This window comes from Anatilimnocola aquadivae, assembly GCF_049819085.1.
Taxonomy (GTDB): Bacteria; Planctomycetota; Planctomycetia; order Pirellulales; family Pirellulaceae; genus Anatilimnocola.
In genome coordinates this window covers 6,732,796-6,757,740 of the sequence record NZ_CP187419.1, presented here as the reverse complement: position 1 = coordinate 6,757,740, position 24,945 = coordinate 6,732,796, and the positions used below count along the sequence as shown (strand labels likewise).

The 24,945-nt window shown below is 59.3% G+C and carries 23 protein-coding genes and 1 tRNA gene; 14 read left to right on the top strand and 10 right to left on the bottom strand.

The genetic code is table 11. From position 1 onward, the window contains the following. Positions 1–37 precede the first annotated feature (37 nt). Complete coding sequence (locus NA78x_RS26750) at positions 38–1,666, bottom strand: hypothetical protein (protein ID WP_425615433.1); 1,629 nt, start codon at positions 1,664–1,666, stop codon at positions 38–40. Between the two features lie 264 nt (positions 1,667–1,930). Between NA78x_RS26750 and NA78x_RS26745 the strand changes: the two genes are divergently transcribed. Further along, positions 1,931–2,836, top strand: coding sequence for an FAD:protein FMN transferase (locus NA78x_RS26745; protein WP_425615432.1), 906 nt, complete (start codon positions 1,931–1,933; stop codon positions 2,834–2,836). 6 nt (positions 2,837–2,842) lie between these two features. On the opposite strand, the gene NA78x_RS26740 is transcribed toward NA78x_RS26745, so the two are convergent. Next, entirely contained in the window at positions 2,843–3,838 is a 996-nt protein-coding gene (locus tag NA78x_RS26740) for a hypothetical protein (RefSeq protein ID WP_425615431.1), read from the bottom strand. A gap of 90 nt (positions 3,839–3,928) precedes the next feature. On the opposite strand from NA78x_RS26740, the gene NA78x_RS26735 reads away from it, so the two are divergent. Together NA78x_RS26735 and NA78x_RS26730 are read left to right on the top strand one after the other, a co-directional pair. After that, positions 3,929–4,096: a hypothetical protein gene (locus NA78x_RS26735; RefSeq protein ID WP_425615430.1), complete on the top strand. Its 168-nt coding sequence runs from the start codon at positions 3,929–3,931 to the stop codon at positions 4,094–4,096. Positions 4,097–4,244: 148 nt separating this feature from the next. Then, positions 4,245–5,033 (top strand): polyprenol monophosphomannose synthase, encoded by a 789-nt coding sequence (locus NA78x_RS26730; RefSeq protein ID WP_425615429.1) that lies wholly within the window; start codon positions 4,245–4,247, stop codon positions 5,031–5,033. Between the two features lie 100 nt (positions 5,034–5,133). On the opposite strand, the gene NA78x_RS26725 is transcribed toward NA78x_RS26730, so the two are convergent. From NA78x_RS26725 to NA78x_RS26700, 6 genes are all read right to left on the bottom strand, one after another. Continuing rightward, positions 5,134–6,063, bottom strand: a complete 930-nt coding sequence (locus NA78x_RS26725; RefSeq protein ID WP_425615428.1) for an SDR family oxidoreductase — start codon at positions 6,061–6,063, stop codon at positions 5,134–5,136. Between the two features lie 49 nt (positions 6,064–6,112). After that, positions 6,113–7,117, bottom strand: a complete 1,005-nt coding sequence (locus tag NA78x_RS26720) for a hypothetical protein (protein WP_425615427.1) — start codon at positions 7,115–7,117, stop codon at positions 6,113–6,115. Positions 7,118–7,177: 60 nt separating this feature from the next. Further along, positions 7,178–8,767 (bottom strand): ExeA family protein, encoded by a 1,590-nt coding sequence (locus tag NA78x_RS26715; protein WP_425615426.1) that lies wholly within the window; start codon positions 8,765–8,767, stop codon positions 7,178–7,180. A gap of 364 nt (positions 8,768–9,131) precedes the next feature. Then, on the bottom strand, positions 9,132–10,598 hold the full coding sequence (locus NA78x_RS26710) for a hypothetical protein (protein ID WP_425615425.1): 1,467 nt from the start codon (positions 10,596–10,598) through the stop codon (positions 9,132–9,134). A 212-nt stretch (positions 10,599–10,810) separates the two neighbouring features. Beyond that, a complete protein-coding gene (locus NA78x_RS26705) occupies positions 10,811–11,362 on the bottom strand; it encodes a hypothetical protein (RefSeq protein WP_425615424.1) in 552 nt (183 codons plus the stop codon). 8 nt (positions 11,363–11,370) lie between these two features. Further along, positions 11,371–12,201 (bottom strand): hypothetical protein, encoded by an 831-nt coding sequence (locus NA78x_RS26700; protein WP_425615423.1) that lies wholly within the window; start codon positions 12,199–12,201, stop codon positions 11,371–11,373. 129 nt (positions 12,202–12,330) lie between these two features. Here NA78x_RS26700 and NA78x_RS26695 point away from each other — a divergent pair, with 129 nt between their 5' ends. The 6 genes from NA78x_RS26695 (at position 12,331) to NA78x_RS26670 (ending at position 17,848) form a co-directional block, all read left to right on the top strand. Continuing rightward, entirely contained in the window at positions 12,331–13,026 is a 696-nt protein-coding gene (locus tag NA78x_RS26695; RefSeq protein ID WP_425615422.1) for a phosphoribosylanthranilate isomerase, read from the top strand. 266 nt (positions 13,027–13,292) lie between these two features. After that, entirely contained in the window at positions 13,293–14,279 is a 987-nt protein-coding gene (locus NA78x_RS26690; RefSeq protein ID WP_425615421.1) for a hypothetical protein, read from the top strand. 430 nt (positions 14,280–14,709) lie between these two features. After that, complete coding sequence (ahcY, locus tag NA78x_RS26685) at positions 14,710–16,047, top strand: adenosylhomocysteinase (RefSeq protein ID WP_425615420.1); 1,338 nt, start codon at positions 14,710–14,712, stop codon at positions 16,045–16,047. A 152-nt stretch (positions 16,048–16,199) separates the two neighbouring features. Further along, positions 16,200–16,634: an aspartyl protease family protein gene (locus tag NA78x_RS26680; RefSeq protein WP_425615419.1), complete on the top strand. Its 435-nt coding sequence runs from the start codon at positions 16,200–16,202 to the stop codon at positions 16,632–16,634. Between the two features lie 193 nt (positions 16,635–16,827). Next, positions 16,828–17,265 (top strand): hypothetical protein, encoded by a 438-nt coding sequence (locus NA78x_RS26675; protein WP_425615418.1) that lies wholly within the window; start codon positions 16,828–16,830, stop codon positions 17,263–17,265. Positions 17,266–17,305: 40 nt separating this feature from the next. Then, on the top strand, positions 17,306–17,848 hold the full coding sequence (locus NA78x_RS26670; protein WP_425615417.1) for a hypothetical protein: 543 nt from the start codon (positions 17,306–17,308) through the stop codon (positions 17,846–17,848). Between the two features lie 104 nt (positions 17,849–17,952). On the opposite strand, the gene NA78x_RS26665 is transcribed toward NA78x_RS26670, so the two are convergent. Then, entirely contained in the window at positions 17,953–18,123 is a 171-nt protein-coding gene (locus NA78x_RS26665; protein WP_425615416.1) for a hypothetical protein, read from the bottom strand. A gap of 456 nt (positions 18,124–18,579) precedes the next feature. Here NA78x_RS26665 and NA78x_RS26660 point away from each other — a divergent pair, with 456 nt between their 5' ends. The 5 genes from NA78x_RS26660 to NA78x_RS26640 all read left to right on the top strand — a co-directional run bounded on the left by NA78x_RS26660 (position 18,580) and on the right by NA78x_RS26640 (position 24,094). Next, complete coding sequence (locus NA78x_RS26660; protein WP_425615415.1) at positions 18,580–19,926, top strand: DUF1015 domain-containing protein; 1,347 nt, start codon at positions 18,580–18,582, stop codon at positions 19,924–19,926. Positions 19,927–20,516: 590 nt separating this feature from the next. Beyond that, positions 20,517–21,263 (top strand): ParA family protein, encoded by a 747-nt coding sequence (locus NA78x_RS26655; protein WP_425615414.1) that lies wholly within the window; start codon positions 20,517–20,519, stop codon positions 21,261–21,263. Continuing rightward, positions 21,256–22,257 (top strand): ParB/RepB/Spo0J family partition protein, encoded by a 1,002-nt coding sequence (locus NA78x_RS26650; RefSeq protein WP_425615413.1) that lies wholly within the window; start codon positions 21,256–21,258, stop codon positions 22,255–22,257. The genes NA78x_RS26655 and NA78x_RS26650 overlap by 8 nt, the downstream gene beginning before the upstream one ends. Positions 22,258–22,351: 94 nt before the next feature. Then, positions 22,352–22,426 (top strand) — tRNA-Pro (locus tag NA78x_RS26645). Positions 22,427–22,567: 141 nt separating this feature from the next. Next, a complete protein-coding gene (locus NA78x_RS26640; protein ID WP_425615412.1) occupies positions 22,568–24,094 on the top strand; it encodes a protein kinase domain-containing protein in 1,527 nt (508 codons plus the stop codon). An 89-nt stretch (positions 24,095–24,183) separates the two neighbouring features. Here NA78x_RS26640 and NA78x_RS26635 read toward each other — a convergent pair whose 3' ends face one another. Then, positions 24,184–24,945, bottom strand: a complete 762-nt coding sequence (locus tag NA78x_RS26635) for a DNA alkylation repair protein (protein WP_425615411.1) — start codon at positions 24,943–24,945, stop codon at positions 24,184–24,186.

Genomic DNA, 24,945 nt, shown 5'->3' with positions numbered 1-24,945 from the left:
CTCCTGTCTCAGAACACAAACTCTGAACTTTATTTCGTTAGCGGCGGCTGGGTGGCCGACGACCGCGACCGCCGCCCCGATGCTCGGGCCGTTCGGAACGGGCATTCATGTTGCCATCGATCAGGAAGCCAACCGTATCTTGCCAGGTTGGGATCTTCTTGTGGGTGTGACCTTCTTCACCCTCTTCGTCGCTGCCACCATCGAGTTCGGCATGCAGCGATTCATCGACTTCGTCATCTTCGCTGTGAGGACGACGCACTTCGCGCTGCGGCCGACCACGTGAGCCTGCTGGAGCGCGGGTAGGCTCGGGCCGAGTTCGTGGCGGACCATCGAAATCGTCTTCCAAGTCCGAATCGTCGGCCAGCACATCGTCGCGGTCAACAGAGCGGGCTGGCGGTGCCGAGCGTGGTGCTTCGGCGCCTTCTTCACGCGGGCCGCGAGCACCACGGCGACGGCGACGACGGCGTCGCGGTCCGCGATCTTCGCCGTCTTCTAGTGGGCTGCGGGATGGTTCTTCGGCGACGACGTCCTCGTCGTCATGAACGGGTTCCGGTGGGAACTCGTCATCGACGAATTCTTCCGGCGCTGGAAGAAAATCCAAGTCTTCTTCATCTTCGCTGTGAGGAGCGTGCCGTGGTTCGGCGCTGGTGGTTTCTGGTTCATCGCGACGGCCACCGCGTCGACGGCGACGACGGCGGCGACGCTGCTCGCCACCTTCTTCACCCTCTTCGCTGGGGCGATCAAAACCGAGACGTTCGTCGGCAGCGGGAGCAACAGCTTCGCGCGGCGCGGGAACGAAATCATCGAAGTCGTCAGCTACTTCGCTAACTGGTTCGGGATGGGTTTCTGGTGGCCAGTCTTCGACCAGGCCATCGCCAAATCCGCGGCGAGCCGCTGGAGCATTTCGTGGTGTGTCGCGGGGTGTTTCACGCGGTGTTTCACGTGGGGGACGACGTCCGGCATCTTCACCCCGTGGTGGACGAGCCGATTCCGAGCTGCGAGCTTCAGCTGGACGCGATTCCGCAGGGCGAGCTTCACGGTCACGATCTGCACGTGGTTCGCGGTCCGCACGTGGTTCGCCACGCTCGGCACCACGTTCCGGACGGCCACCTCGATCGCGATCGCCGCGATTGCGATCACCCCGATCTCGGCCGCGGCCCCGATCATCACGCTCGGCGCGAGCTGGGCGGCTGTCGGTTTCGCTGCGACCGCCGTCGGCACGCGAGCTTTCCGCGCGAGCCGGTGGTGCGAACAGGTCGGGGGGCAGGTCATCGACGACCGGTGCCATCCGCTCGACTTCGCGAATCTGCTCGACCTTGGCGACGGGTGCCACGGGAGCTGGCGGAGCTGGTTCCGGCTCGGGCTCTGGTTCAGGTTCTGGCTGAGCGACGGACAAGCCGAGCATGCCCGCCAACTTGCCCCAATGGCCCGAGGTTTTCGCGGGCTTTTTGGCGGCCGGCTTGGGAGCTTCGGCGGCGGGTGCTTCCGCTGCTGCGGCCGCAGGCTCGGGGGCGGCTTGCGCGGTAGCAGCAGGTTGCGCGGGAGGAGCCGAAGCGGTCGGCGATTCCGCGGCGGTCTCTGCTGGCGTTGCTGCCGGATTGGAGGAAGCGAGACCGATGCTTTCAAGCAGCGATGCCCAGTGGTCTTTTCTTGGTGTATCAGCCATGCCGTGTTACAGTTTGTGAGGAGATGTTTGCTTGCGAAGCTGCTTAATATAGCGGTTCGCGATTGGGCGGGGAAGTCGTTTCTCTGCTTAACTTTGCGCAAATCTTGGACCCCAGAGCCCATGGCCCCCTTCGGCAATCTGTCGCGAATCTCACCGCAAGTTCGCAAGCTTGCCATCTTCGCTTGCGCCTGGCTGCCACTGTGCGCGCTCGGATTGTGTGTGTCAGGAGCGGAGTTGAGTCGGTTCAGTCGAACCGAACCCCATATGGGGGTTGAGTTTGAGGTTGTTGTGTATGCGAAAAACGAGGCAGTCGCCGAAGCAGCCATCGCCGCCGCCTTCGCACGTATCGCCGATCTCGACAAAGCCCTCAGCGACTACAGCCTGGAGAGCGAACTCTCGAAATTGAGTGCCGCTTCGCCTACCTCGCAGCCCGTTCCGCTCAGCAGTGAACTGTTCACCGCGCTGCAAGCATCGCAGGCACTGGCAGCTGCCAGCGACGGCGCGTTTGATGTCACCATTGGTCCGCTCACCAAATTATGGCGGCGAGCCAGACGGCAGAAGGAGGTTCCTAGCGAAGCTCTGCTGAAAGAAGCCTTTGCCAGCGTGGGGTACAAAAATCTGGTCCTGGATGAAAAGCAGCGGACCGCGTCATTGAAGGTCGCCAAGATGCGACTCGACCTCGGTGGCATCGCTAAGGGCTATGCCGCTGACGAAGGACTCAAGGTTATTACCGCGATGGGCATCCAGAGCGCGCTCGTGCGTGCCAGTGGCGATATCGCCGTCGCCGATCCGCCACCGGGCGAAACAGGCTGGAAGATCGGTCTCGCGCCGCTCAATCCTACCGATGAGCCCGCGACCTTTGTCTCGCTCAAGCAGCAAGCCATTTCGACATCGGGCGAAGCTCGCCAGCACCTGGTGGTGAACGGCCGCCGTTATTCCCACCTGATCGACCCTCGCACCGGGCAACCCATCACCGGCCGCAGCAGCATCACGGTGATCGCCCCGCGCGGCATCGACGCCGACAGCCTCGCCAGTGCTGTGGCCGTGCTTGGCCCCGAAAAAGGTATCAAGCTGATTGAAAGCCGGCCAGCTACGTCGGCTTATATCATCACCGCCGATGATGCAGGACAGAATGTAAAGATTTGGAAGTCAAAACAATTTCCTCAATAGCAATCATTATTTCTCAGAAGCCTGCTTTCGCTTAATACTCCTTGCCGCGGCCTTAAACTCGGGCAAGTATTTTTCGCTCGCTTCCAGGCCAACTTCGCCCATCATGAGGATCTTTTCATCACCGTCGAAGAGCACCACTTGGTACTGAGCAAGTGGAGTTCCGGACTTCTTGTGGCGGCACTTGGCGAAGGTCTCATAGCCCTGCAGACCGTCGATGGTCACTGCCGAAGTAGAAACCGATTCAAAGCGTTCCAGGCCTCGGTTGCCGGTAACGATCTCTTCGCAATAGGCGACGGGATCCTGCGATTCCGGGAGCCGCTCGGTGTAATTCACGGCTCGTAGCAGCGGCGCCGTAGCCGTCTTGGTTGGTACTTCGCCGTCTGCCGTGAAGATCAGTTCGCGATAAACCGTCTCGACGCGTTTGAGCGAGGCAGGGGTATCGCAAGTGAACGTCTGCAGTTCACCGGCGGCGGGAGTCGGCGTGTTGTCGACGCGCGCACTCAAAACGGCCGCACGCAGAATCTCGCCCACGCTCGGTGGCAGGTCGGTGCCATAGACCGAGGACACATGCCACGAACGATCTTGGTTACCGAACACGACGGTCCAACTGCGACTGGAGCTGCCGTCCTCCCGGATCCGTTCGGTTTGGAGCAAGAGTCCCGGCAAGTTGTCCACCTGCACTTTTTCGCGAGACAAGACTTTGTCTTTGCCGTTGATGTGCTTATCGAAGTCAGGCTGAAATGGCGACTCCAAGATTCGAGCTGTCAAAATGCATTTCGTCTGGGGGTTGCCGAAGCCGACGAAGGCTTCCTTTTGATAGCCCTGGGGTTGGCGGACTTTGAGGTTGGCCTCGTAGAAGGTGAAGTACTCGCCCAAGTTCGCTTCGAGTTCCTGCGGCGAGAGTGTTGGTTTGTGGTTGCAGCCGGCAGCAACACCGGCAGCAAGTGCGACTGCGATCATCAGCAGATTGCGCACATTTGCCGAGGAAAACCTGGCGTTCATGGCAGCCGTCTATTTCGAGGGGGAAGGGAGGAGCGTAGACTACGCAGTAGCAGTGATTGTACCCTCAGGCCCCGGCGAACGAGTTAGACGATGGATGGCAAAGCGAAAAAGCGGTTGGAAGTGATTCGCCAAAAGCTACCGATGCTGAAGCAGCAGCTGGCCGGCGCGAAAAAGCAGATGGACGACGTCGAAGAAGTGCGCAAGCTCGAGAAAGAGATTGCCGCCATGGAAGCCGAAGCCACCAAGTTGCGAGCTTGAGATTCTGGCAGATTTGTTGCCAGTTGTGACGGCTTTGCGGGTGGCGCGGGGCAAGTGTGCCTGGACTTTCAGCGCTGCCGAAATTGGCGCACGTAGAATAGAAATATCGCCCGGCGAAAGGGCGATGACTTTCTAGGAAGCGCGTCCGATGACTACGACTCTCCCGCTCACATTTCCCATGCCCGTGGCTGATCCTTCGCCGAGTTCTCCAACAGGCTCTCGTTCCGCGCGCACGCTCGTGAGTGTGGCCACGTACAACGAACTGGCGAACTTGCCACTGCTGGTCGACGAGGTTTTTGCGGTCGCTCCGCACGTCGATATTCTCGTCATCGACGACAACAGTCCCGATGGCACCGGCCAATGGGCCGATGAACGAACAACCGTGGATCCGCGCGTGCATGTCCTGCATCGCTCTGGCAAACTGGGACTCGGCACAGCCATCATCGCGGGCATGCAGTACGCCATTGCGCACGACTACGATTACTTGCTGAATATGGATGCCGACTTCAGCCATCATCCGCGTTACATTCCGGCTTTGATCGCTGGTATGGACGACGCCGACGTGATGATTGGCTCGCGCTATTGCCCGGGTGGCGGTGTGAAAGATTGGCCACTCAAGCGGCAACTAATGAGCCGGGCGGTGAATTTTTATGCTCGGACTTCGCTGGGACTGAAGCCTCGCGACTGCAGCGGAGCGTTTCGCTGCTTCCGCGTCGAGACGCTACGAAAGCTGGACTTCGATTCGATTCAAAGCCGAGGCTATTCGTTTCAGGAAGAGATCCTGTGGCACCTGAAACGCGTCGGTGCTCGGTTTGAAGAATCGCCGATTTTGTTCGCCGATCGCGAACGCGGGCAGTCGAAGATTAACAGCCGAGAGGCCTGGTCGGCGCTATGGATTATCTTTCGCCTGGGCGTGAAGAACTGGCTGGGGATTTGATTTTTATCTCTGAGCCGGAAGCGTCAGCGCCCGGAGAGTTCTTTGAGTTAAGAAAGAGCGAATACTCTCCGGGCGCTGACGCTTCCGGCTCAGAAATCAATTACCCGCGCATCGAGGCGACCGTGCGGAGGATGCCTTCTTTCAGGTCAATCTGCGGATTGAACCCAAGGACGTTGCGGGCTTGCGAGATATCGGCGAGGCTATCGCGCACATCGCCGGCCCGCGCTGGGGCGAAAATGGGTTTGATGTTCGTGCCCAGGAGTGGCTGCATCATTTCAAGCAAGGCGATCAAGGTAATTGCCTGCCCGTTGCCCACATTAAAGACATGGCCAGCAGCGGCCGGCACTTGTGAGGCCAATAGATTGGCTTGCACCACATTGCCAATATAAGTGAAATCGCGAGTCTGGAGACCGTCACCATAAATAGTAGGAGCTTGCCCTGCTAACAACTTTTGGGCGAACAAGGGAATGACGGCGGCATAAGGACCACTGGGATCCTGTCGCGGACCAAACACATTGAAGTACCGCAAGCAGACGGTCTCCAAGCCATAGCTGTGATAAAACGAATGGCAGTAGTGCTCGGCGGCGAGCTTAGCGGCAGCATAGGGGGAAAGCGGCGAGGGCAGGTCAGTCTCTTTTTTCAGTGGCGTCGGCTGATTGCCATAGGCGCTGCTCGACGCGGCATAGACGACCCGTTTCACCCCGGCCTGCTGGGCAGCATGCAGTAGCACCACCGTGCCGGTAACACACGCGGCGTGGGTGGCGAGGGGATCTTCGACGCTGCGAGGTACCGAAGCGAGGGCAGCCTGGTGAAAGATCAGATCGATGCCATCGACGGCCCGCTTGACGACTGCCAGATCGGCCACGTCGCCCATAATGAGGTCGACTTTGGGCAGATTCGCACCGAGATTTTCGCGTTTGCCAGAGCTTAAGACATCGAGCACGCGAACTTGATCGCCCCGACTCACCAGAGCTTCGACGATATGAGAGCCAATAAAACCGCAGCCGCCGGTTACAAGTACTTTTGCCATGAGCGTTATTCATACCAGCCTCGAACGAGACTGGCCAGCTTGCCAGGAATCAAGAACCGGAAGCTTGAGCGGCGATGCAGCCTAGCACCCGGGCTCCCTTGCTGCGGAGGCGAGCAAGGGTTTGTTGAGCGGGTATAGTCTCCGCTACACCGAGGGGTACTGTCAAATAGGTGGCATTGGCCGAGCGGGTTAAAAGTTCCAGCCGGTCTGGCGAAGATTCAATGGCGTGAAAGATGACGTGGCGGAAAGTGGTTCGCAATGCGGGGAGCTGCAGTGCCCAGTCGCGATCCAGCGCCGGATCTCCGGTTCCGGCGGGCATGAAGTAGAGATTTCGCAGGCCGGTTGGCTGCACCCATTTCGTCCAACTGTTGGCTGCCGCCAGCCACTGCGACAACCCCGGTGTCCGCGCGCAGCCCATTTCGAACGACAGGCTGGCACCCACGCCGCCACCATCGACGAGCAGCACATCGCCGCCGCGATCGGCCAGCATGCCGGCCACGCCCAGAGCCAATTCGGTATGGCCATGCCAGGACTGAATGGCCGCTAGGGCAAAGCTGGAAACGGCTCGCTCGGTGTAATCTTGCATCAGCCGATCGGCCAGATCGCCATACGCACCGGCAAAGCGGGGCTCGGCCAGCAAGCGAACCATGGTCTGCTCGAGCGTCGACAGTTCCTGCTTGGGCGAGTTCAGCTTCCAGGCGGGGGCATCGGCATCGGTAACCAGCGGAGCAGAACTTACTGGCGGTGACGTGGGAGCAGCAGGGGGCGGAACAGGAGTTGGAGCTTCCATCACCTCCGGCCGCGGCATGGTCCGCTGCTGAAGGTAATCGTCCAAGGTAGGCTGCGGCGGGCGGGCGGCAGGTTCGGCCAAAGCGACGCGAACAGGCTCGACAATCACGGGTTGGACGACGAGGTGCGCACACGACGAATCGACGAGCGCTTGCAGCGGGCCGACATAGTGCGGAATCGTCGACTCGGTTTGAAAGGGAGACACCGAGCCAGCGCTGGGAAAGCGTGCTTCCAGGTTCTTCAGCGCTTGCCGCATGCGACTCATGTGTGGTGCCTTACCCGCTTCTGCCCCGGTGATGATGCCGTGTGATGAGTTGTCTGCTCGTTATCCTCGACGCAAGGTGCTGAACAGTTGGCGATACTCAGTTCGCTTCGGCTTGCCGCCGGGAACATGAGCCTTGCGCCGCGGGGATTCTTCTTCGATGATGATCATGTCGCGATCGTCACCGCCGAAGTCCTTGAGGGGCAACGTCGCCCGCTGACCGCTGGCGGCCAGTTCGTGCTCGGGATACACCGGATCGTTCGCAGCCGGCGAAGGTTCGATTTTCACGGGGTCGTTGTACAACTCTTCGTCGATCTCGACCGGCGCCGAAGCCACGATCATCGGTTGCACGATGGGTGTGTTCTCGGTGCGGGCAATCTGCGGCCCAGCGACGGCTTGCATCTCTTGAATACTGAAGAGCGCGGCGGCAATTTGCCGGCCTTCTTCGCTGTAGACCTGCGGACGGGCACGCATGGCCGATGCTTCGAGCGAGGCGTAGCGGTCGATGACCACTTCTTCTTCCTCGAAGCCCTGGCCGAAGGGATCGACGCTCGATTGAAACACCACTTCCACTTCGGTGTTGCTGGCTCGCAGGGGCGAGAAGTCGGTTGAATACTGGCCGTGATTCGACGCTTGGGCCAATGTGCCGGCGGGTAGATCGAGTTCGGCGATCTCGTCATCAATTTGATCGATCAGCTGTGTTGCATGAGCGGCCACGTCGTGGCTGTGCAACTTCGGCAAGGGCGAAGTCACTTGCAAACCGGGCTCGTCAAGCAGGCCGAACTCGATGATGTTGCTCGCTTCGTCGGCAACGGCCGGAGCTGCTTTTTCGCTCCAGGGGAGAGGCAATTGCTGAAGATCGGCCCAGGCTTCTTCAATGCCCGCGGCATTCAAGTGCTTGTGACCGCCGAGGGCCGCCAGCACCAAGGCATGGTCGCACAATTGATTGATCAAACGCGGAATGCCATCGGTGGCGGTATAGATGGCTTCGAGCGCATCGCTGGCGAACATCCCATCGCCGCGAGCGCCGCTGGCCTGCATTTGCTCGCGCACATAATGCAGCGTTTCTTCGCGGGTGAGCGGCTGCAAGTAACAGCGCGAAGCAAGCCGCTGTTGGAATGACTCCAGCTTGGGGTTGGACAGGCGTTCTTCCATCGAGGCATTGCCGGCCATCACCAGGCGCACGCGAGGCTGCCCCTCGCGGACGACATTCGTCAGTTGGCGAATCTCTTCGAGCAACCGCAGCGGCAACGAATGGGCTTCGTCAACGAGCAGCAACAGACCCAGCGGGCCACCCTCGCGCGGATCCAAATGTTGGAGCAGCGACAGCCGCAGTTCCCCTTCGTCCATTTCGCGATAGGGCAGTTTCAGCTCGAACAGGATGCTCTGCAGCAGGGCCTTGCGCGTGCAAAGCTGAGCGCTGTTGAGCATCGCGACGTGAAACTTGCTACGGAAGCCAGCGGCGAGCAATTGCAGCAGCAGCGACTTGCCCGAACCTGCAGGCCCCACAATCAGGCCGACACCTTCGGCCCGCTCGACGCAGCGCACCAGATTTTCGAGCGCTGCCTGGTGAGTGCCGGTGCGTACATAGGCGGCGGCAGTGGGAGCGGAAGCGAAGGGGCGCTGTGCCATCTGAAAGGAGCTTTCGTACATCGGCCTATCCTGGAGTCGTCGGGTTCAGGGACCGGCTGGCGTCACGTGGCTGGCGGGAGAGACGCCTTGCGAGCAACCCTTGCTGGCAGCCAGCTGCTAGCGGGCTACTCGTGGCGCGGGAGACTGTTCGCATTCAACCGAATCACCATCTGCATCGACCAAACCTTGCGATCGACTGCAGAGGGTTGAAGGAAAATCGACCTTCGACAGGTTGAACTTTTTCGTAGGCGGTCGGATAACGCCCATCGAGCCGTCTTCGCCATCATTCCTGAGCCGGAAGCGTGAGCGCCCGGAGGATACTGCAGCGAGAGATGAAGCGAATGCTCTCCGGGCGCTCACGCTTCCGGCTCAAAACATAGGAGCATCAGCCCACGACGCGGTGATGCAGCAGGTCGAAGGCTTGGCCGAGGGTCGAAGCGGGGTCGCTGGCCCACTGAGCGCTCAGGTTGCTATCAGCGGCCGAGGCCCATGCGACAACGAGAATCACCGCGGCAATGACGGCCAGGCTCAACTGAGTGAGGCGTTCCAGTTGCCAGCTGCGACGTTCGGGCGAGCGGCGGGGCAACTCGGTGGTCAGCGGCACTTCGCCCAGCACAGGCAGCGGCAAGGTTTCGGCCAATTGCGCGACGCTGTTCAGCGAGCCATCGTTGGCAACCAGATAGCTGAGCCGCCAGGTGCCAAGCGCCGCGCACAGGGCGAGCGAACCAGCCAGCAGCCATTGAAAGGGCGTGACGCGACCACCGATCTGGGCCTGCGTGCGCACCGGCGACACTTCCCAAGCCTTGGCATTGAGGCCGCGAACCCACTGCTGCTGAGCGTCGGCTGCTTGGCGTTCGAGCACCGTCCGCTTATTCGTGGCTGCGGTCCACTGCGATGTCAATTGCTGGATTTCGTTGGCCAATTTCAGCGAATTCTGCGAAACGCCTTCCGCAGCGGAACTGACCAGTCGCACCGGCACGCGGGACGGGGCGGCAGCCGCTTCCTGCAACTGAGGACCACGCACTGCGGGCGTGGGTTGTTGGTCTGTCGAGTCACTGGTCTGCATTTCGCGCGGGGTTTGTTCCAACTGCTGTTGCAGCGAAACGAGCAATGCTTGTGCTTCGATCACCTGCGGATGCTCGGGCGTACGGGCCGTGAGCAGTTGATCGAGCCGAGTGCGCGCTAATTGCAACTTCTGCTGCAGTTCCTGCCAGACGGGATTCAATGTTTCGGCTGCTGGCTTCGCTGCTTCGCGCGGAGCGGGTTGCATGGCCGCGGCCAATTGCTCGTGACGGGCCCGCTCGAGCAATTGCCGAGCTGATTCTTCGTCGGCGCGAGCCTGCGTGACCGACTGCTGATAGTGCTCAACGAGCAACTGAGCTTCGGTTCGATCGAGGTGCTTCAATTGCTCGGCCAGCGATTCGCCCAGCTTGGTCAGCAGGCGAGCCGCCAGCTGGCGGTCACGATGCTGCAGGGCCAACTGCCAGCTCGACTTGGCGGCATCTTCCGCGGCCTGCACCGTCAGCCCCGCTTGCATGGCCTGCACCAGGTCGTTCTGGGCGGCTAGCGAATCGCGGGGGCAAACTTGCTGCACGGTGGCTGCCAGCACCGCATCGGTCTTCAGCCAATTCGTCACCTGCTCGGTCGCCAACGGCGGAGTGGTCAGGCCGCGATCGTCGGCGGACTGAATCTTTTGGCTGACCACATATCCTTCGAGCGGTGAGCGCGCCAGGACCAGGACAAGCAGAAAGACAGCCGCTGCAACCAGCAGAATCGGGGCATATTTCCGCGCGAAGGCCGACTGGGCAGTGGGCCCGGGCTCAGTTCGCGTGGCATACGTTCCATCGTGCATCGCAAGCACATCCTGGCTTGGTCGACCCAAAGGTGAGAATCCTCGGGTGGTATCGACGCGGGCGAGCGCGATGCTTCAGGACAGGTGACGATGCTGGCAGGACCGTTACAGGCAGACCCCTCGAAGTTCAAGGTTTAAGGTTTAAAGTTCAAGGTTGAATGCAAGGTGAGCTTGTCCCCAACCTTGAACTTTAAACCTTAAACTTTGAACCTTCACTTCGGGGCTACCTCGCCGAGGACCGGTTGAGCACCATTCCCGATTGGAACGACCAGTGTCGGCCCCGGAGGTCCCGGTGGCGGACCGCAGCCTCCCATCACCATGAAGCCGGTCATGGGCCGGTTGAGGATCGTCGTCGAGCTCTGCATGCTCTCGATTTTTGACTGCGAAACCAAGTGCCGGATGCCAGGCACTTTTCCCAAGGCAGTTAGCGCACTGATGGTGATGGCTGCGAACAGACCGGCAGTCGCTAGCGACAATCGCACAATTTTCGCACGCACAGCCGCCAAACCCACGGGACAATCGCGGGTGATGACGGTGCCGTCGGGCCGCTTGAACATCCGCACACAGGTGCGACCTTCACGCTGGGCGATGAACGCGGTCGCTTCGGCGCGGGTCATCTCCGACAGGTTGTAGACGTTCAGATTGCATTCCTGGCAGTGCCGCATCCGCTCGTCGCCGTGCATCAAGTTCCAGTCGGCCGTGCAGGGCGAAGCGATTTGCAGCAATTCCAGCGAAGGACGCGGGGGATTCTTCGGCTGAAACATGTTTCACCTCACTTGAAGACGCGCTTGTGAACGACGAGATGCCAGCCTGCCAAACGGAGTGCGCCTAACGTGGTGAACGTGATGGCGGCCCAGCAGAGCCAGGTGATGAGATTGAGATACCAATACTCTTCCATGCTGAAAGCAATTGTTTGGGCGACGATGAGCAAGCCCGAAGCACAGAGCAGCATCAGGGGCCGAACCAGCGACGTGCCCCGGGTTCCGATCGCCCAAGTCGCCAGCAAGCAGAGTGTTGCGGTCCCGAAACCATCGGACAACGTAACCAGCACGTTGTAAGTGGTCGTAAAGCGACTCCCGGCTGCTTCGCGCAGCCAGCTTGAGCCCGCCAAGGTAGCGGCGACGAAGAACGTAATGACTAGCAAGCTGCGAATCGAGATCTGCAGCGGACGACCAGGCTGCTTGCTCGCGGGGCTCCAATCGCCGCGCACCCATAGGTAGCGAGCGATTGCCAAGCAAAGGATCAAGACGATTTGCGGCAGCAAGAACGTGAGCAAGGCATATTCGTAGTAATGCGGCGGAAACACTTGCATCCAGATGACGGCTCCCGTCGTACCCGCGACGAAGAGAACGCCCCGACCCAGCCAACTCAATTCACCCAGGATCGCGACGGTGCAAATCAGGGCTACTTGCGACAGAAACACCGAATCGCGCAGCAAGTCGGCTTCGCCACCGAACAAAAAACACACGGGCAACAGCAGATGCCCGGCCAGCACCATCACCACAATCGTTTGCTGCAGCCACCGGGTGGCGGTTGCCAGCAGGGCGTTTTCTCCGGTCGATAGAGTGGCGACTGCGTTCACGGGTTCATTCTCGGGCGGCATGATGACTCTGCTAATGAGACGACCGGCGGGGCTGTTTGTTTCCAGGCTTCTGCGGAGAGAGTTCCTTTTTATTAGAATGAATGACACACGCCGATTCACCCTCACCAGGCTAGTTCTCCGGAGCAGGCTTTGTTTCGCATCAAGATCTGCGGAATTACGAACACGGTCGACGCTCTGCAAGCGATCGACGCAGGTGCTGATGCGCTCGGGCTGAACTTTTATTCCCGCAGCCCGCGATTTGTCGCGGGAATGCAGGCCGCCGAGATCAGCCGGCAGGTGCGCGCGACGACCGCGGGCAGCAGAGCTTCGCTCGTCGGCGTCTTCGTGAATGAAGAAGAGCCCGCCCTGCGCGCCGTGCACGCGACGGCTCAACTCAATGCCTGGCAATTGCACGGCGATGAAACGGCCGAGTTTCTGCAAGCGATTGCTGCCAAGCCAGATACTCCGCCGTTGATCCGAGCCTATCGCTGCAAGGAGAACGACCTGGTCGCGATCTCGCGAGATCTGTTTCACGGCCAAAAGCTGGGTGCGCTTCCTTCGGCCGTTCTGGTTGACGCGTATGCCCCCAATGCGTTTGGCGGCACGGGGCAGGTAGTCGACTGGCACGCTGTGCGGAACGAACGAGGGCAACTTTTCAGCTTGCCGCTGATCCTCGCCGGTGGTCTGACTCCCGAAAACGTCGCGGAAGCCATTCGCACGGCTCGTCCCGACGCGGTCGACGTCGCCAGCGGCGTCGAAAGCTCCCCCGGCAAAAAGGACCCCGCCAAGGTCCGCGACTTCATCGCCGCCGCGAAAGCCGCCTTCGCGGAAATCTTCCCGCAGTAGCTCGACGCGTCAGCGAGGAGCGCGACACGGGTGGTTAGCGCGGCTCTTCCAAATTGAGCTGTTCGATTCGGCCAACGCTGCCGGGGCGAAACGAATGGCGAACGGGCGGCTAAATCGCAGGCGGGCGAGCGCACACTCCTCGCTGACGCTTCGGGTTTCCTGGAAAAATGCTAGCGGGGCGTGACCTAACTAGTCACGAGTGGTTGATAGGTTGGCGAAGGTGTGTTGTGGTGTTGCACAGCGTATTTTCGCGAAGGGGACCGGCCATGCAGGTTTCGTTGCCGCCGTGTTGGCGAGATTTTGAGGCGTATCGACTGGTGAAAGTGTCGCAGTTCAGCACGCGCGTCGCTGCGCGTAAGCTGAAGATTTCGCAAACGAGAATTTGCCAGATCATCGAGCGAGTCGCAGCTTATTTGGTGGAAATGGCCCCGGGCGTGAAGGACATCGTGCGGCGCGAGCAGCAGCTATACGTGGCCGAGCAGATGGCGGCGGAAAGGCTGAATTTTTTGTGCTCGCAGGCGGAAAACGCGTGGCGCATGTCGCAAGGTCCGATGAAGACCGTTCGCAAATCGGCCAACTTCACCGGGGCGAATTCGGTGACAACGATTCGGACGGGCTACGGCGACCCACGCTATCTAATGGTCGCGTGCAAGTTGGCCGAACACGCGGCGATGCTGCCGCAGCCTTCGCTCCTCAGTTCGCTGGCGGCCGCGGCGCTCGCAGCGGAGGGCTTGGATGAGGAGGAAGAGGAAAATGAAAATGAAAATGGGCCGGCGAAGCAGCGGGCAACGAGTCAGGGGTCGGGAGTCTATGGCGAAGAGAGACTTTCGAAGATGGATGATCGTCGCTCGCCAAAGACTCCCGACCCCGAGCGGGCTGAGCGGCACAGCGGCCCCCTGAATAGGGACTGTTCAGAGCTGTTCGCCAAAGAGGCTGCGGAGATGCGGAACGAGAAGTTTCGCGATCCCGTAAGTGCAATGGCAGCCTTCGATTCGGCGACGCGGCCCGTGATGAAGTTGTATGAAGAAGAGGCCGCGCGCAGGACTGTTCACGGGGAGTTGACGGGTGAGGTGGTGGTGTCGGTGGAGCACCGGGAAGAAAGTGCGGGGGCCAGTGAGGAATGCAGCGAGCAGGGGTCAGGAGTCGGTGGATCGCCTGCGATGGAAGGTCCCGGGGTGCGACGGCCGTTGAATCGGAAGGAAAGGAAGGCGAGACAGTCGATGTTGGAGAAGAAGATGAGGAAGGCGAAGTAGAAAGAAGGGAGGGTTACGAGCGGTAGCGCGCGCTGTTCGGGCGGGGGAGCTGCGCAAGCATCAGGTAGGGCAAAAGGGCAAGGAACAGGACCGGCTAAAGCCGGAACTCCAACGGGGAAGTAGGCCGGCTCAAGCATCAGCTAGTGCAAAAGCCAATGAACCCCCGCCGCAGGGGCGGGGGCGTGGTGAGTGTCGTGCGCAGAGGCAGCGTGTGAGTAGAGTACGGGGCCGGCGTGTGGGTGACCACCCAAAATAGGCGGCTGGGGGGGCTCCTTCCGGGTTGTCGATCCACTGGCCTCGACTCTATGATGGTGCGTTCTTCCAAACTGCCGTTAACCAGCCCGATTGGCGACGGTTGGCGGGTTGTGGATCTGTACCGCGGGCGGCTCAGTCGCGTTAGCCCGCTTGTCTGCTCTTAGGAGTTTTGCCTGTGTCTACCGCCGTTGCCCAGCGTTTGCCCTACAAAGTGAAGGACATGAGCCTGGCCGAGCTTGGTCGTAAGAAGATCATGCTCGCCGAAAATGAAATGCCTGGCCTGATGGCCCTCCGCCGTAAATACGGCAAGACCAAGCCGCTGACGGGTGCCCGCATCGCCGGCTGCCTGCATATGACCATCGAAACCGCCGTTCTGATCGAAACGCTGGTCGAACTGGGCGCGAAAGTGACCTGGAGCAGCTGCAATATTTTCAGCACTCAGGACGAAGCCGCTGCCGCCATCGCCGCCGCTGGTGTGCCCGTTTATGCCTGGAAGGGCATGAGCAACGAAGAGTTCGATTGGTGCATCGATCAGACGCTGTTCTTCCCCGACGGCCAGCCGTTGAACCTGATTCTGGACGACGGTGGTGACCTGACAAACATGGTTCACGACAAGTACCCCGAGTTGCTCGCGGGCATCAAGGGATTGTCGGAAGAAACCACGACCGGCGTGCATCGCCTGGCCCAACGGTTGGAACAAGGAACGCTTAAGGTTCCAGCCATCAACATCAACGACTCGGTCACCAAGAGCAAGTTCGACAACCTGTACGGTTGCCGCGAATCGCTGGCCGACGGTATCAAGCGGGCCACCGACGTGATGATCGCCGGCAAGGTCTGCGTGGTCGCTGGTTACGGTGATGTGGGCAAGGGCTGTGCTCACAGCATGCGGAGCTATGGCGCTCGCGTGATTGTGACCGAAATCGATCCGATCAATGCCCTGCAAGCTGCGATGGAAGGCTTTGAAGTCGCCACGATGGAAGACGCTGCCAATCAAGGCAACATCTTCGTTACGACGACCGGCTGCTGCGATATCCTTCGCGGTGAGCACATCGAGAAGATGCACAACGATGCCATCATCTGCAACATCGGGCACTTCGATATCGAAATCGACGTCGCCTGGCTCGAAGCCCAAGTGAAGGCCGGCAAGGCTACCAAGGTCAATATCAAGCCTGCCGAACAAGGCAAGGTCGATCGTTACACCTTTAAGAATGGCCGCAGCGTGCTATTGCTAGCTGAAGGTCGCTTGGTCAATCTGGGCTGTGCGACCGGTCACCCGGCGTTCGTGATGAGCAACAGCTTTACGAACCAGGTGCTGGCTCAACTCGAGTTGTGGGAACACACCGACAAGTACGAAGTGAGTTTGTATCGCTTGCCTAAGAAGCTGGACGAAGAAGTGGCTCGCTTGCACCTGGAGCACATCGGCGTGAAGCTGACCACGCTCACCGCCAAGCAGTCGGAATACTTGGGTGTGCCGGTCGAAGGGCCTTATAAGCCTGAGCACTATCGCTACTAATGCCAAGGCAGAAGTAGGTAGAAGTAAATACAAGAGACCGGCTAAAGCCGGAACTCCAACAGGGAAGCCCGGCGGTGTGAGGCACGCTGCCGGGCTTTTTGCTGCGCGGTGGCTGGCGTGTTAGAGTAAGGTCAGCCAACAGGAGACGATTTATGGAGCCGGTGGAAATGGGCCGCGTAGTAGTGCCAATCATCGTGGAGAATCTCGGCGATCTGTGGGACGCCGAGAACGGTCGAATTGCGGCCAGCGAAGTTCGCCGGATCGAAATTAAGGATGCGCTCGTTGACACAGGTTCCACGACGCTGGCTTTACCTACCTCGACCATCGCGCTGCTGGGGCTTCGAAAGCGCACCGAGAAGAATGCGATCACCAGTGGCGGTAAACGGACAATCAATGTTTATGGGGCAGTTCGCGTAACGATCCTTGGGCGAGATTGCACCGTCGACGTCATGGAAGTTCCCGACGACGTACCCGCACTGATTGGGCAAATTCCGCTCGAGATGCTCGACCTTGTTGTTGACTCTCGCAACCGGCGGCTCACAGGTAACCCGGCACACAATGGTGAGCACGTGCTGGAACTGCTGTAGCTAAGGCGTTGCGGGTTAGCAGCAGTGCCGCCTTTAGGGTGGTGATGGGCCGGCTAAAGCCGGAACTCCAACAGGGGAAGCACGGCAGTGTGATGATTGATGATTGCGGGTTAGAAGATAGTGGCGAGAGGATCGCTAGCTGGGTATGCTGGCAACCTTCTTCTTCGCACTACGCAATGAGCTAAGGCCTGCAATGTCTCAAGAACCCATTAATCCGTTTGCGTCGCCCGTGGCTGTGAATGAGTTTCCGCAACTGTCGGATGCGAATCATCGGGCGAAGTTGTATGAGATTGCGAAGGCGCAGAACTTTCTCATCATGGTGGTGCTGGCGGGACTGATTGTGGGCATCTCGGGGCAGCTGTTGCCCAACATGATCGATCGGAGACTGGTGTGGCTGTTTGTCGTGCTGCAACTGATTGTCTCGGTGTTTCAATCGGTCGCCATGTTTCGAATGGGCAAGACGGTCTACAGCATGGGTAGCGCGATTGCTCTAGCGGTCGTTTCGTTCATTCCCTGCATCGGCCTGGTGTGTATGCTGATCGTCAACAGTTCGGCTACCAAGAAATTGACCGCGAGCGGCATCAAGGTGGGATTCATGGGAGCGGACCTGAAGCAGTTCGACAATCGCTAAGCGAACGCGCCGCATGACTCATCGCTAGCAGAGAAATCGCATGCTTCCCGACGCACTGAATCCCTATCAATCGCCCGCATTCGCTGAGACGGGCGAGCGGACAGCGGGCGGGCAACTTAGCGCGGCGATCTTCCTGCAGCAGCGAGTAATCTGCATCCTGATGATCGTGCAAGGCGCTCTGTGCCTGATGATGGGGGTGGGGCTGATTTTTGCCGCCTTCACCCTGCCGGTCATGATCGTGTCGCAACAGCAAGGCGACAAAGCTCAGATGGAAATGATGAGACTGACCTTCATGGTCACCTACGGAATTATGGCTAGTTGCGGCTTGCTCTCCGGTGGCCTGCAGGTGTATGCCGGCATTCGTAACTTGTGGCTGCGAGGCTATGTTCTCGGGATCGTGGCGCTGGTTTCTGGCTTGTTGTCGGCAGGCACGTGCTACTGCTTGCCGACCGGAATGGCCATCATGATCTACGGTCTAATCATCTACCTAAACCCGAGCACGAAGTTGGCGTTTGAGTTGGTTCGCCAAGGCCTGACCGTCAAGCAAGTGCGCGATTTGGCGAATGGAACAACCAGCGGATAGTTGCCAGATCGAGATCTTTGCGTCCCGACCTGGCGAAACATATCCCAGCACGTGTTTTGGTCTGCTGTGTGATATCACGGGCTTCAAGCACCCGTGCTTGGAAACTAGCGGCCCCCGTACACATGCACGCCGCCGCCACCAGGCACAGCGCGGTGCAGAACCACCAGGCCGCGACGGCTGTGGACGACATGGCCGCCCGAGTACTGACGACCACGAGCTTCAGCCATGGGGGCGAAAGCGATGGTAAGAAGTGCGATAACCAGTAAAGTCCTCATGTCGAAACTCCCACGTACTAAAACGAAATTGAATTGGTCCGGAAATGACAATGGTGCGGTCGCGACTCTACAGGGCAGGTTTCCGAACGGGCGAGTCTTGGTTCGCTAGCAGTCATCGTGAATGCTTGGAAACCTTTTCCTCGACTCGTTCGTAGTACCGCAATCAGCAGAGTTTCGTTCGCCCGCAAGAACCAACCACCCCGGTTTTCCGGTGCCAGGCAGCACAAGGCCACCAGGCGGTCGATTCGTCGCGGTTTGCCCCCTGCTCTTGAGTGCTACCCGGCGATAAAATCGTGACTTGCCTTACAGCCCTCGGAATCGGCCCCCGCTTCAGGTCGGGTCTCCGCTTCGCGTAGGTTGTAAAGCTGGGCAAGCTTTCGCAACCTCCGTGCCAAAGGTCTCCGCCCTTAATCTGAATTTCAACCGGGCCATTTCAACGAGCCGAGCGACGTCTTCATGCCAACGATTCAAGCCTTTCGCGGACTCCGATACGACCTGGGCCATGTGGGCTCGCTGAGCGATGTGGTGACCCCGCCCTACGATGTGATCTCGCCCGAGTTTCAAGACGAGCTTTATAAGAAGCACCCGGCCAACTTCATTCGTCTGGAACTGAACCGGGACGAACCGGGCGACAACGAGCATTCGAACAAGTACAGCCGGGCAGCGAAGTTCCTGCGCAATTGGCGGAACGAAGGGGTGATGCAACTCGACCCCGATCCAGCCTTGTACGTGTATCACCAGACCTTTGAAGCTGCTGGGCAGACCTTCACCCGCCGCGGCTTCATGACGCGAGTACGGCTCGAACGCTTTGGCCAGGGGAAGATCTATCCGCACGAAGAGACCCACTCGGGTCCGAAGGCCGATCGCCTGTTGCTGACCAAAGCCTGCAAAGCAAACCTGAGCCAGATTTTTGGGCTCTACCCCGACCCAGCCAACGAAGCGCAGAACCTGTTGGAAGAATCGGTCGCGGGACAGACGCCGCTTACCGCCACCGATCACTTGGGCGTGGTGCATCGCCTGTGGCCGGTGACCGAGGTGAACACGATTGGCAAGGTCGCTAGCATCATGGAAGCCAAGCCGATGTTCATCGCCGATGGTCACCATCGCTATGAGACGGCTTGCAACTATCGCGACGAACTGGCCGCCGCTGGTCCGCTCGATGCCAATCACCCCGCGAACTTTGTGCTCACGCAGTGCGTGAGCATGAACGACCCAGGCCTGCTGGTTCTGCCCACGCACCGCTTGTTCCGCGGCGTCACGCCGATGACCTCCACGGAACTCGCCGGCAAGCTGCAAGGCTCGTTCATCACGCGCCCCGTTGGTGTTGGCGCGGATCTGGCCAACAGCCTGTGGCAAGAGATCGCTGCTGGTGGCCTGCAGAACAAGCTCGCCTTTTACACCGCTCAGGATGACACCTGGACACTGGCTCTCGCCACGGAAGAAGGTTCGCAAAAGCTGGCCAAGCTCGCTTCGGAGCACAGCAGCGATTGGCAAGGACTGGGCGTTTCGATCTTGCATCGCCTGGTGATGGAAGACCTGCTCGGCCTCACTTCACTGCCGAAGCCGATGTACGTGCACTCGGTTCAGGAAGTGATCGAGAACCTGAAGAGTGGCGACAAGGCAGGTCGCGACGCCACGGGGCAGATGGGAACCGGCGGTCGCTTTGAATTGGCTGCCCTCGTCATGCCGGCCACCGTCGACCATGTTCGCCTCATCAGCGAACACGGCGAACGGATGCCTGCCAAAAGCACCTACTTCTATCCCAAGTTGCTCGGCGGCATGGTGGTGCATCCGTTGGAGTAAGGCTGGAGTTGGGATCTGGGAACTGGGAGCTAGGATCTGGGGAGTAGGGCAGCAAAAGCTGCCGAGTCATGACCTGCCCTGAGAACTCCCTCGCCGTAGTACTCCGCGGAGAGGGTTGGGGTGAGGTGCCGAGAGTTCAAATAGAAGGTTGACCTGCACCCATGAACGACAAACTGTGGTTCTGGCTGTTGTCTGCCTTTGGCCTCATAGCGGTTCTGGGATTGATTGCTTTCGTAGTTGGCTTCGCGATTGGTCTTTCTAGAGGTGAATCAATTGGCGACTCGGTCCGCACCGCTCTTCATGTCGCTTGGGATTTCGCGCTCCACGTGCTCTCAAGCGGCCCTCCACAGTAGGCCTTGTTTCACGTGAAACCTGCCCGGCTGCGTTGAGCTTGCCGTTTCACGTGAAACAGCCCGAAGTCCGGATTCTGCCTGGCTTCACTTCTGCGTTGCGAGCAAACGATCTTCCCTCAGTTGCCGCTAGCCTCTATCATCCGCCGCGGAACCGGGCTGGAGTTCCGGCTTTAGCCGGCTGAACTGCAGCTGCGGCAAGGAAGCCGGCTTAAGCCGGAACTCCAGCGGAGGGAACCGGTGGGAAGGATTCTGTGCGTGGCCAATCAGAAGGGCGGCGTCGGCAAGACGACCACAGCCATTAACCTGGCTGCCGGGTTCGCACGCGCCGGCAAACGCACCCTGCTGATTGACCTCGACCCACAGTGCAACGCCACCTCTGGTCTCGGCCAACAGCCGACCGCTCGACATTCCTTGGTACAGCGAGCGCCGCTGTGTGACTCCGTGCTGCCAACTCCTTACGAAGGTCTCTCGCTGTTGCCAGGAAGTCGGTCGTTTCAAGACGTCGACGCCTTGGCCAAGAGCAACGACAGTCAGGCCGAGGCCGTTCGTCTGCACCTCGCAGGTGAGCTCGCAGGCTACGACTTCGTGCTCATCGATTCTCCACCGTCACTCGGTGGCCTGACACAAACTGCGCTGGCGGCATCGACCGAAGTGCTAATTCCCATCCAGTGCGAGTACTTCGCCATGGAGGGGCTGACGCAAATGATCAACGTCATTCGCGCGGTGATGAAGAAGCATCCCGGCCGACTCGAGTTCGGCGGCATCTTGCTCACCATGTACGACACGTCGCTCGAATTGACCCGCGAGGTCGACGCCGAAGTTCGGGATTTCTTCGGCGAGGTGGTTTTTGATACAGTCATCCCCCGCGATGTCGCCGTCGCCGAGGCGCCCAGTCATGGCCAGGCCGTGATGGACTACGCTCCTCGTTCGCGCGGCGCCCGGGCTTACATTGAACTCTGCTTGGAGGTAATGGCTCATGAGTAAAGACCGACGACTTGGCCGCGGACTGGCGGCGCTCCTGGGCTCGCCCCTTGATGAACAAGATTCTGGTTCACCTGCGGAACCGATCGCACTGCCGCTCCGCAGCGAACCACGCTTGTTTGACGACAGCGTACTGAGCAAAGAGGCCGAACTTGCTAGCACGGGCGACATGGGTTTGCTGCAACTGGCCGTTGAAGACATCCAGGACAATCCGTTCCAGCCTCGTCGCGAATTCAACGAAGAGGAAATCGCTTCGCTGGCCGAGAGCCTGAAGCAGCACGACTTGCTGCAGCCGATTCTGGTCCGTCGCATTGCCGGTCGCTATCAACTCATCTCGGGCGAGCGCCGCCTGCGGGCCGCCATTCGCGCCGGTTGGAAGTCGATTCCCGCCCGCGTTCGCGAAGCTGACGATCGCCTGGTTGCAGAACTGGCCATTGTCGAGAATTTGCAGCGGAAGGATCTGAACCCGATCGAAAAGGCGCTCTCGTTCAAGCGGTACCTCGACGAGCACCGCTGCACGCAAGACGAACTAGCCAAGCGGCTGAGCATCGATCGCAGCACCATCGCCAATTTGATGCGGCTGCTGGAACTGCCGCACCAGGTGCTCGAAAGCCTGCGTACCGGCGGGATCTCTGCTGGCCATGCTCGTGCGCTGTTGCCGCTGGGCGACGACGACGAGCAAATCGCCCTGGCCCATCGCATCGCCGACGAGCAACTGAGCGTGCGGGAAGTCGAGCGGATGGTGAATGAGCATTTGGCCGACGAAGAGGGCCAGCCTGCAAGTTCAGCCGCTTCGCCGAAAAAGAAGCGAACCAAGAACGACCAAATCGCGTCTCTGGAGCAGGAACTGCGGATCGCCCTGGGGACGAAAGTCGAGATCAAGCAGTCGGCCAAAGGTCGCGGAACCGTCGTGATCCACTTCACCGATTCCGAAGATTTCGACCGCCTGCGTGAAATCTTCAGCGACACTGCACCCCGGGTCAAACGGGCCGCTTAGGGCTCAGCTAGCGAAATCGCGGGTGCCGCGGCGATTGGCCGGCATCCTAGCATTGTCCGAAAGTCCATTTGCCGATAAACTACTCACTCACGTTCGGGATGTAGCTCAGCCTGGCTAGAGCGCTTGGTTTGGGACCAAGAAGTCGTAGGTTCAAATCCTATCATCCCGACTTTGCCATATCGGCACTTTCCCATCGGGGCGAGTGTTACTGGGAATTGAAAGAAACCAGTGAGGCCCAGGCCGGCATCGATTGGTCGTTCCTATTCGCCAGAATTGGGCAAAATAGGATGTGATCGGCCGGAGCCAGCCCATGGCAGACACACGCGAAAGGCGTTCCGTCGCCGCTCGTATCTTGTTTGATTCTCTCAATCTGCCGAATTGGCGAGAGGCTTCACTCACAGTACCGCAGGGCGGTCACTCTGGAACACTGGTCATAGAGCGCTCCGATGGTGCGAGAGGCGTCTTCCGATGCTTACCCCAGGGTGTGGGGCCAGTGCTCGTTGAGCGATTCCATCGCGAACTAAAAATTCTCGCGAAGCTACGCCATCCGAATGTAATGGAGTTACTCGACTGCACGACATCGGATGACTGTTGGTATGTTAGTCGGCTAGGCGAGCCATTCAACCTGTATTGGGAGCGGCGGCGTGAAGAGTTGGGTGAGCAGCCGGAACAGGCCGTTTCCGAAGCAATTGAGCTTCTGGGCGCAATCTCAAGCGGATTAGCTGAATGCCATGCTCGTGGGATCATCCACCGGGACATAAAACCGCAAAACGTGATCGTGCTGGCTGAAGAGAGAGCGATGCGCCCTGTGCTGATTGATTTTGGAGTTGCGCACGAAGTCGATGAGCCGCGGATCACACCACTTGATCAAACGGTCGGTAACGCTAGGTACAGTCCCAGCCGTATGCAGTGGCGGCAGGAAACAGTTTCTCCTTGGTTCGACATCTTCGAGCTATCGCAGGTCATGCTCTGGATGCTTCAGGCAGAGCGGCCGGCCAAGCACTATTGGCAACGGCCGGTAGACTGGCGCTTCGTGCGTTTCGATCCTAGGCTGCCAACTAGGACGACGCAAAAACTGCGAGCCATCGCCGCCCAATGCAGTTCCGAAGAACTTTCGCCGAAAGGAGGCGATGGGCTGTTAAATCTACTCGCCCAATACTTCCCAGCAAAGAATCCAGTTTTGGCAAATTCATCGACTATCAACGGAGAGGGAATCCTGTCGGGATTAGCTCAGGCAGCTGCGATCGATGCACTGCGTCGAGAAGAAGATCAGCGGGTTATCGATTCTGCGTATCCTGTCGCAGTTACGTTTGCTGACCTTACTAGAGAGGCCGTCTGGAACTTTGTTCAGCGCCTGCAGGCGGAGTTGCCTCAATGTCAGATTCGGAATCGCAAGAATGGCGACTTCGGTACCGGCTCAGAACAACTGCTCACAACGGCGAATCATCCTGGTGGGCAGGTTTTCGAATTTTGGATTGAGGCGGCGGGTCGACCACATTGTGGTTTTTCTGTGCGCATGAATGTTCACATTCATCGCCCTAGCGCGAAAGGGACGACTTCCTTCAGAGAACCGCCGGACGGTGTGAATCCGTTTGTTTTCACTCTGGGAGCGAGTAGCCTTCGAGGCTCTGTGAACGTGGGTTTCCACGTAATGCTATCCCTACAACGCGACGGTCAGATTGTCCTTCAAGAAACGGAGAATTGGCATCGTCCGGTCGATCGGAACGGTGTACCTGCCGAGGGAATTGCTGTTTCGGTACAAGGTATCGTCGACCGAATCGCTAAATGGTGTATCAATCCGCAAGCTTGGGAAGCGATTGGCAAAGAGTACGTGTAGACCTTCGTGTCGAATGAACCAGCTTGCTGCTATCATCCCGACTGAACAACAAACGGCTCGATGCACTGCGGTGCCTCGGGCCGTTTTCGTTATGTCGATAGTCGTTTCTTTGCAGCACGTTGGCTCAGCCGGCGTTTGACGGAGGCGCTGTTGAGCTCGCGCAGGGCGTCTTTGCCAATCCAACGCGGCGTAGCATCGGACGACGAGGCAAGCTTCTCAGCCACCACGATGCTCAGGGTATGAAGGGTCGGGCTTCGTTTGCCAATGGATCGCAGCGCCCAGTTGACGGCCTTCTTCACAAAGTTCCGCTCATCGTTGGCGGCCTGCTCGATCAGTTCCAGACCACCTGCAAACTTGTCGTCCTCGGCCCGCTTGTCGTGAACGGTCAGGCTGGCGAGCAACGCAAACGCGGCGCGTTTGATGAACTCTTCCCGCCTGCTGGCCCACTGATCCACTTTTTTCCAAGCGAGCGGTGAGCGATCAAAGAGTGCGAAGCAGGCAGTGTCGCAGATGGCCCAACTATCGAAGTCGCGACACCAGCGGTCCATCTGCGCCGAGGTGATTTTCTCCGGCTCGCCGACAAACGTCGCCAGCATTCGCGCTTCGTACCAGCCCGTCTCCCACAGGCCGAGCGACAGTTCGTGATGGTGCCCCAGCTTCTTTGCTAGCTGCCTCATTGCGCCGACCGTGACGCCGAAAGCGTTGTCGCTGGGAATTGCATAGCGGGCCATGCCATCGCGAACTTTCGTGCTCGCCATTTTCTTTAGCGTGGCAATTATATCGTCGACCGCAGGAACAGCGACTTCTTTCTTAGCAGGGGATCGCTTTGGCGATAGTTTTTTGGCGGGCAT

Bases quoted from the DNA above. Each gene is read 5' to 3' on its own strand.
- NA78x_RS26710 (WP_425615425.1), bottom strand. From the start codon at position 10,598: ATGCACGATGGAACGTATGCCACGCGAACTGAGCCCGGGCCCACTGCC.
- NA78x_RS26680 (WP_425615419.1), top strand. From the start codon at position 16,200: ATGGAGCCGGTGGAAATGGGCCGCGTAGTAGTGCCAATCATCGTGGAG.
- NA78x_RS26725 (WP_425615428.1), bottom strand. From the start codon at position 6,063: ATGGCAAAAGTACTTGTAACCGGCGGCTGCGGTTTTATTGGCTCTCAT.
- NA78x_RS26715 (WP_425615426.1), bottom strand. From the start codon at position 8,767: ATGTACGAAAGCTCCTTTCAGATGGCACAGCGCCCCTTCGCTTCCGCT.
- NA78x_RS26670 (WP_425615417.1), top strand. From the start codon at position 17,306: ATGCTTCCCGACGCACTGAATCCCTATCAATCGCCCGCATTCGCTGAG.
- NA78x_RS26745 (WP_425615432.1), top strand. From the start codon at position 1,931: ATGGGGGTTGAGTTTGAGGTTGTTGTGTATGCGAAAAACGAGGCAGTC.
- NA78x_RS26720 (WP_425615427.1), bottom strand. From the start codon at position 7,117: ATGAGTCGCATGCGGCAAGCGCTGAAGAACCTGGAAGCACGCTTTCCC.
- NA78x_RS26730 (WP_425615429.1), top strand. From the start codon at position 4,245: ATGACTACGACTCTCCCGCTCACATTTCCCATGCCCGTGGCTGATCCT.
- NA78x_RS26675 (WP_425615418.1), top strand. From the start codon at position 16,828: ATGTCTCAAGAACCCATTAATCCGTTTGCGTCGCCCGTGGCTGTGAAT.
- NA78x_RS26740 (WP_425615431.1), bottom strand. From the start codon at position 3,838: ATGAACGCCAGGTTTTCCTCGGCAAATGTGCGCAATCTGCTGATGATC.
- NA78x_RS26750 (WP_425615433.1), bottom strand. From the start codon at position 1,666: ATGGCTGATACACCAAGAAAAGACCACTGGGCATCGCTGCTTGAAAGC.
- NA78x_RS26665 (WP_425615416.1), bottom strand. From the start codon at position 18,123: ATGAGGACTTTACTGGTTATCGCACTTCTTACCATCGCTTTCGCCCCC.
- NA78x_RS26635 (WP_425615411.1), bottom strand. From the start codon at position 24,945: ATGCCCGCCAAAAAACTATCGCCAAAGCGATCCCCTGCTAAGAAAGAA.
- NA78x_RS26700 (WP_425615423.1), bottom strand. From the start codon at position 12,201: ATGCCGCCCGAGAATGAACCCGTGAACGCAGTCGCCACTCTATCGACC.
- NA78x_RS26650 (WP_425615413.1), top strand. From the start codon at position 21,256: ATGAGTAAAGACCGACGACTTGGCCGCGGACTGGCGGCGCTCCTGGGC.
- NA78x_RS26705 (WP_425615424.1), bottom strand. From the start codon at position 11,362: ATGTTTCAGCCGAAGAATCCCCCGCGTCCTTCGCTGGAATTGCTGCAA.
- NA78x_RS26640 (WP_425615412.1), top strand. From the start codon at position 22,568: ATGGCAGACACACGCGAAAGGCGTTCCGTCGCCGCTCGTATCTTGTTT.
- NA78x_RS26690 (WP_425615421.1), top strand. From the start codon at position 13,293: ATGCAGGTTTCGTTGCCGCCGTGTTGGCGAGATTTTGAGGCGTATCGA.
- NA78x_RS26735 (WP_425615430.1), top strand. From the start codon at position 3,929: ATGGATGGCAAAGCGAAAAAGCGGTTGGAAGTGATTCGCCAAAAGCTA.
- NA78x_RS26660 (WP_425615415.1), top strand. From the start codon at position 18,580: ATGCCAACGATTCAAGCCTTTCGCGGACTCCGATACGACCTGGGCCAT.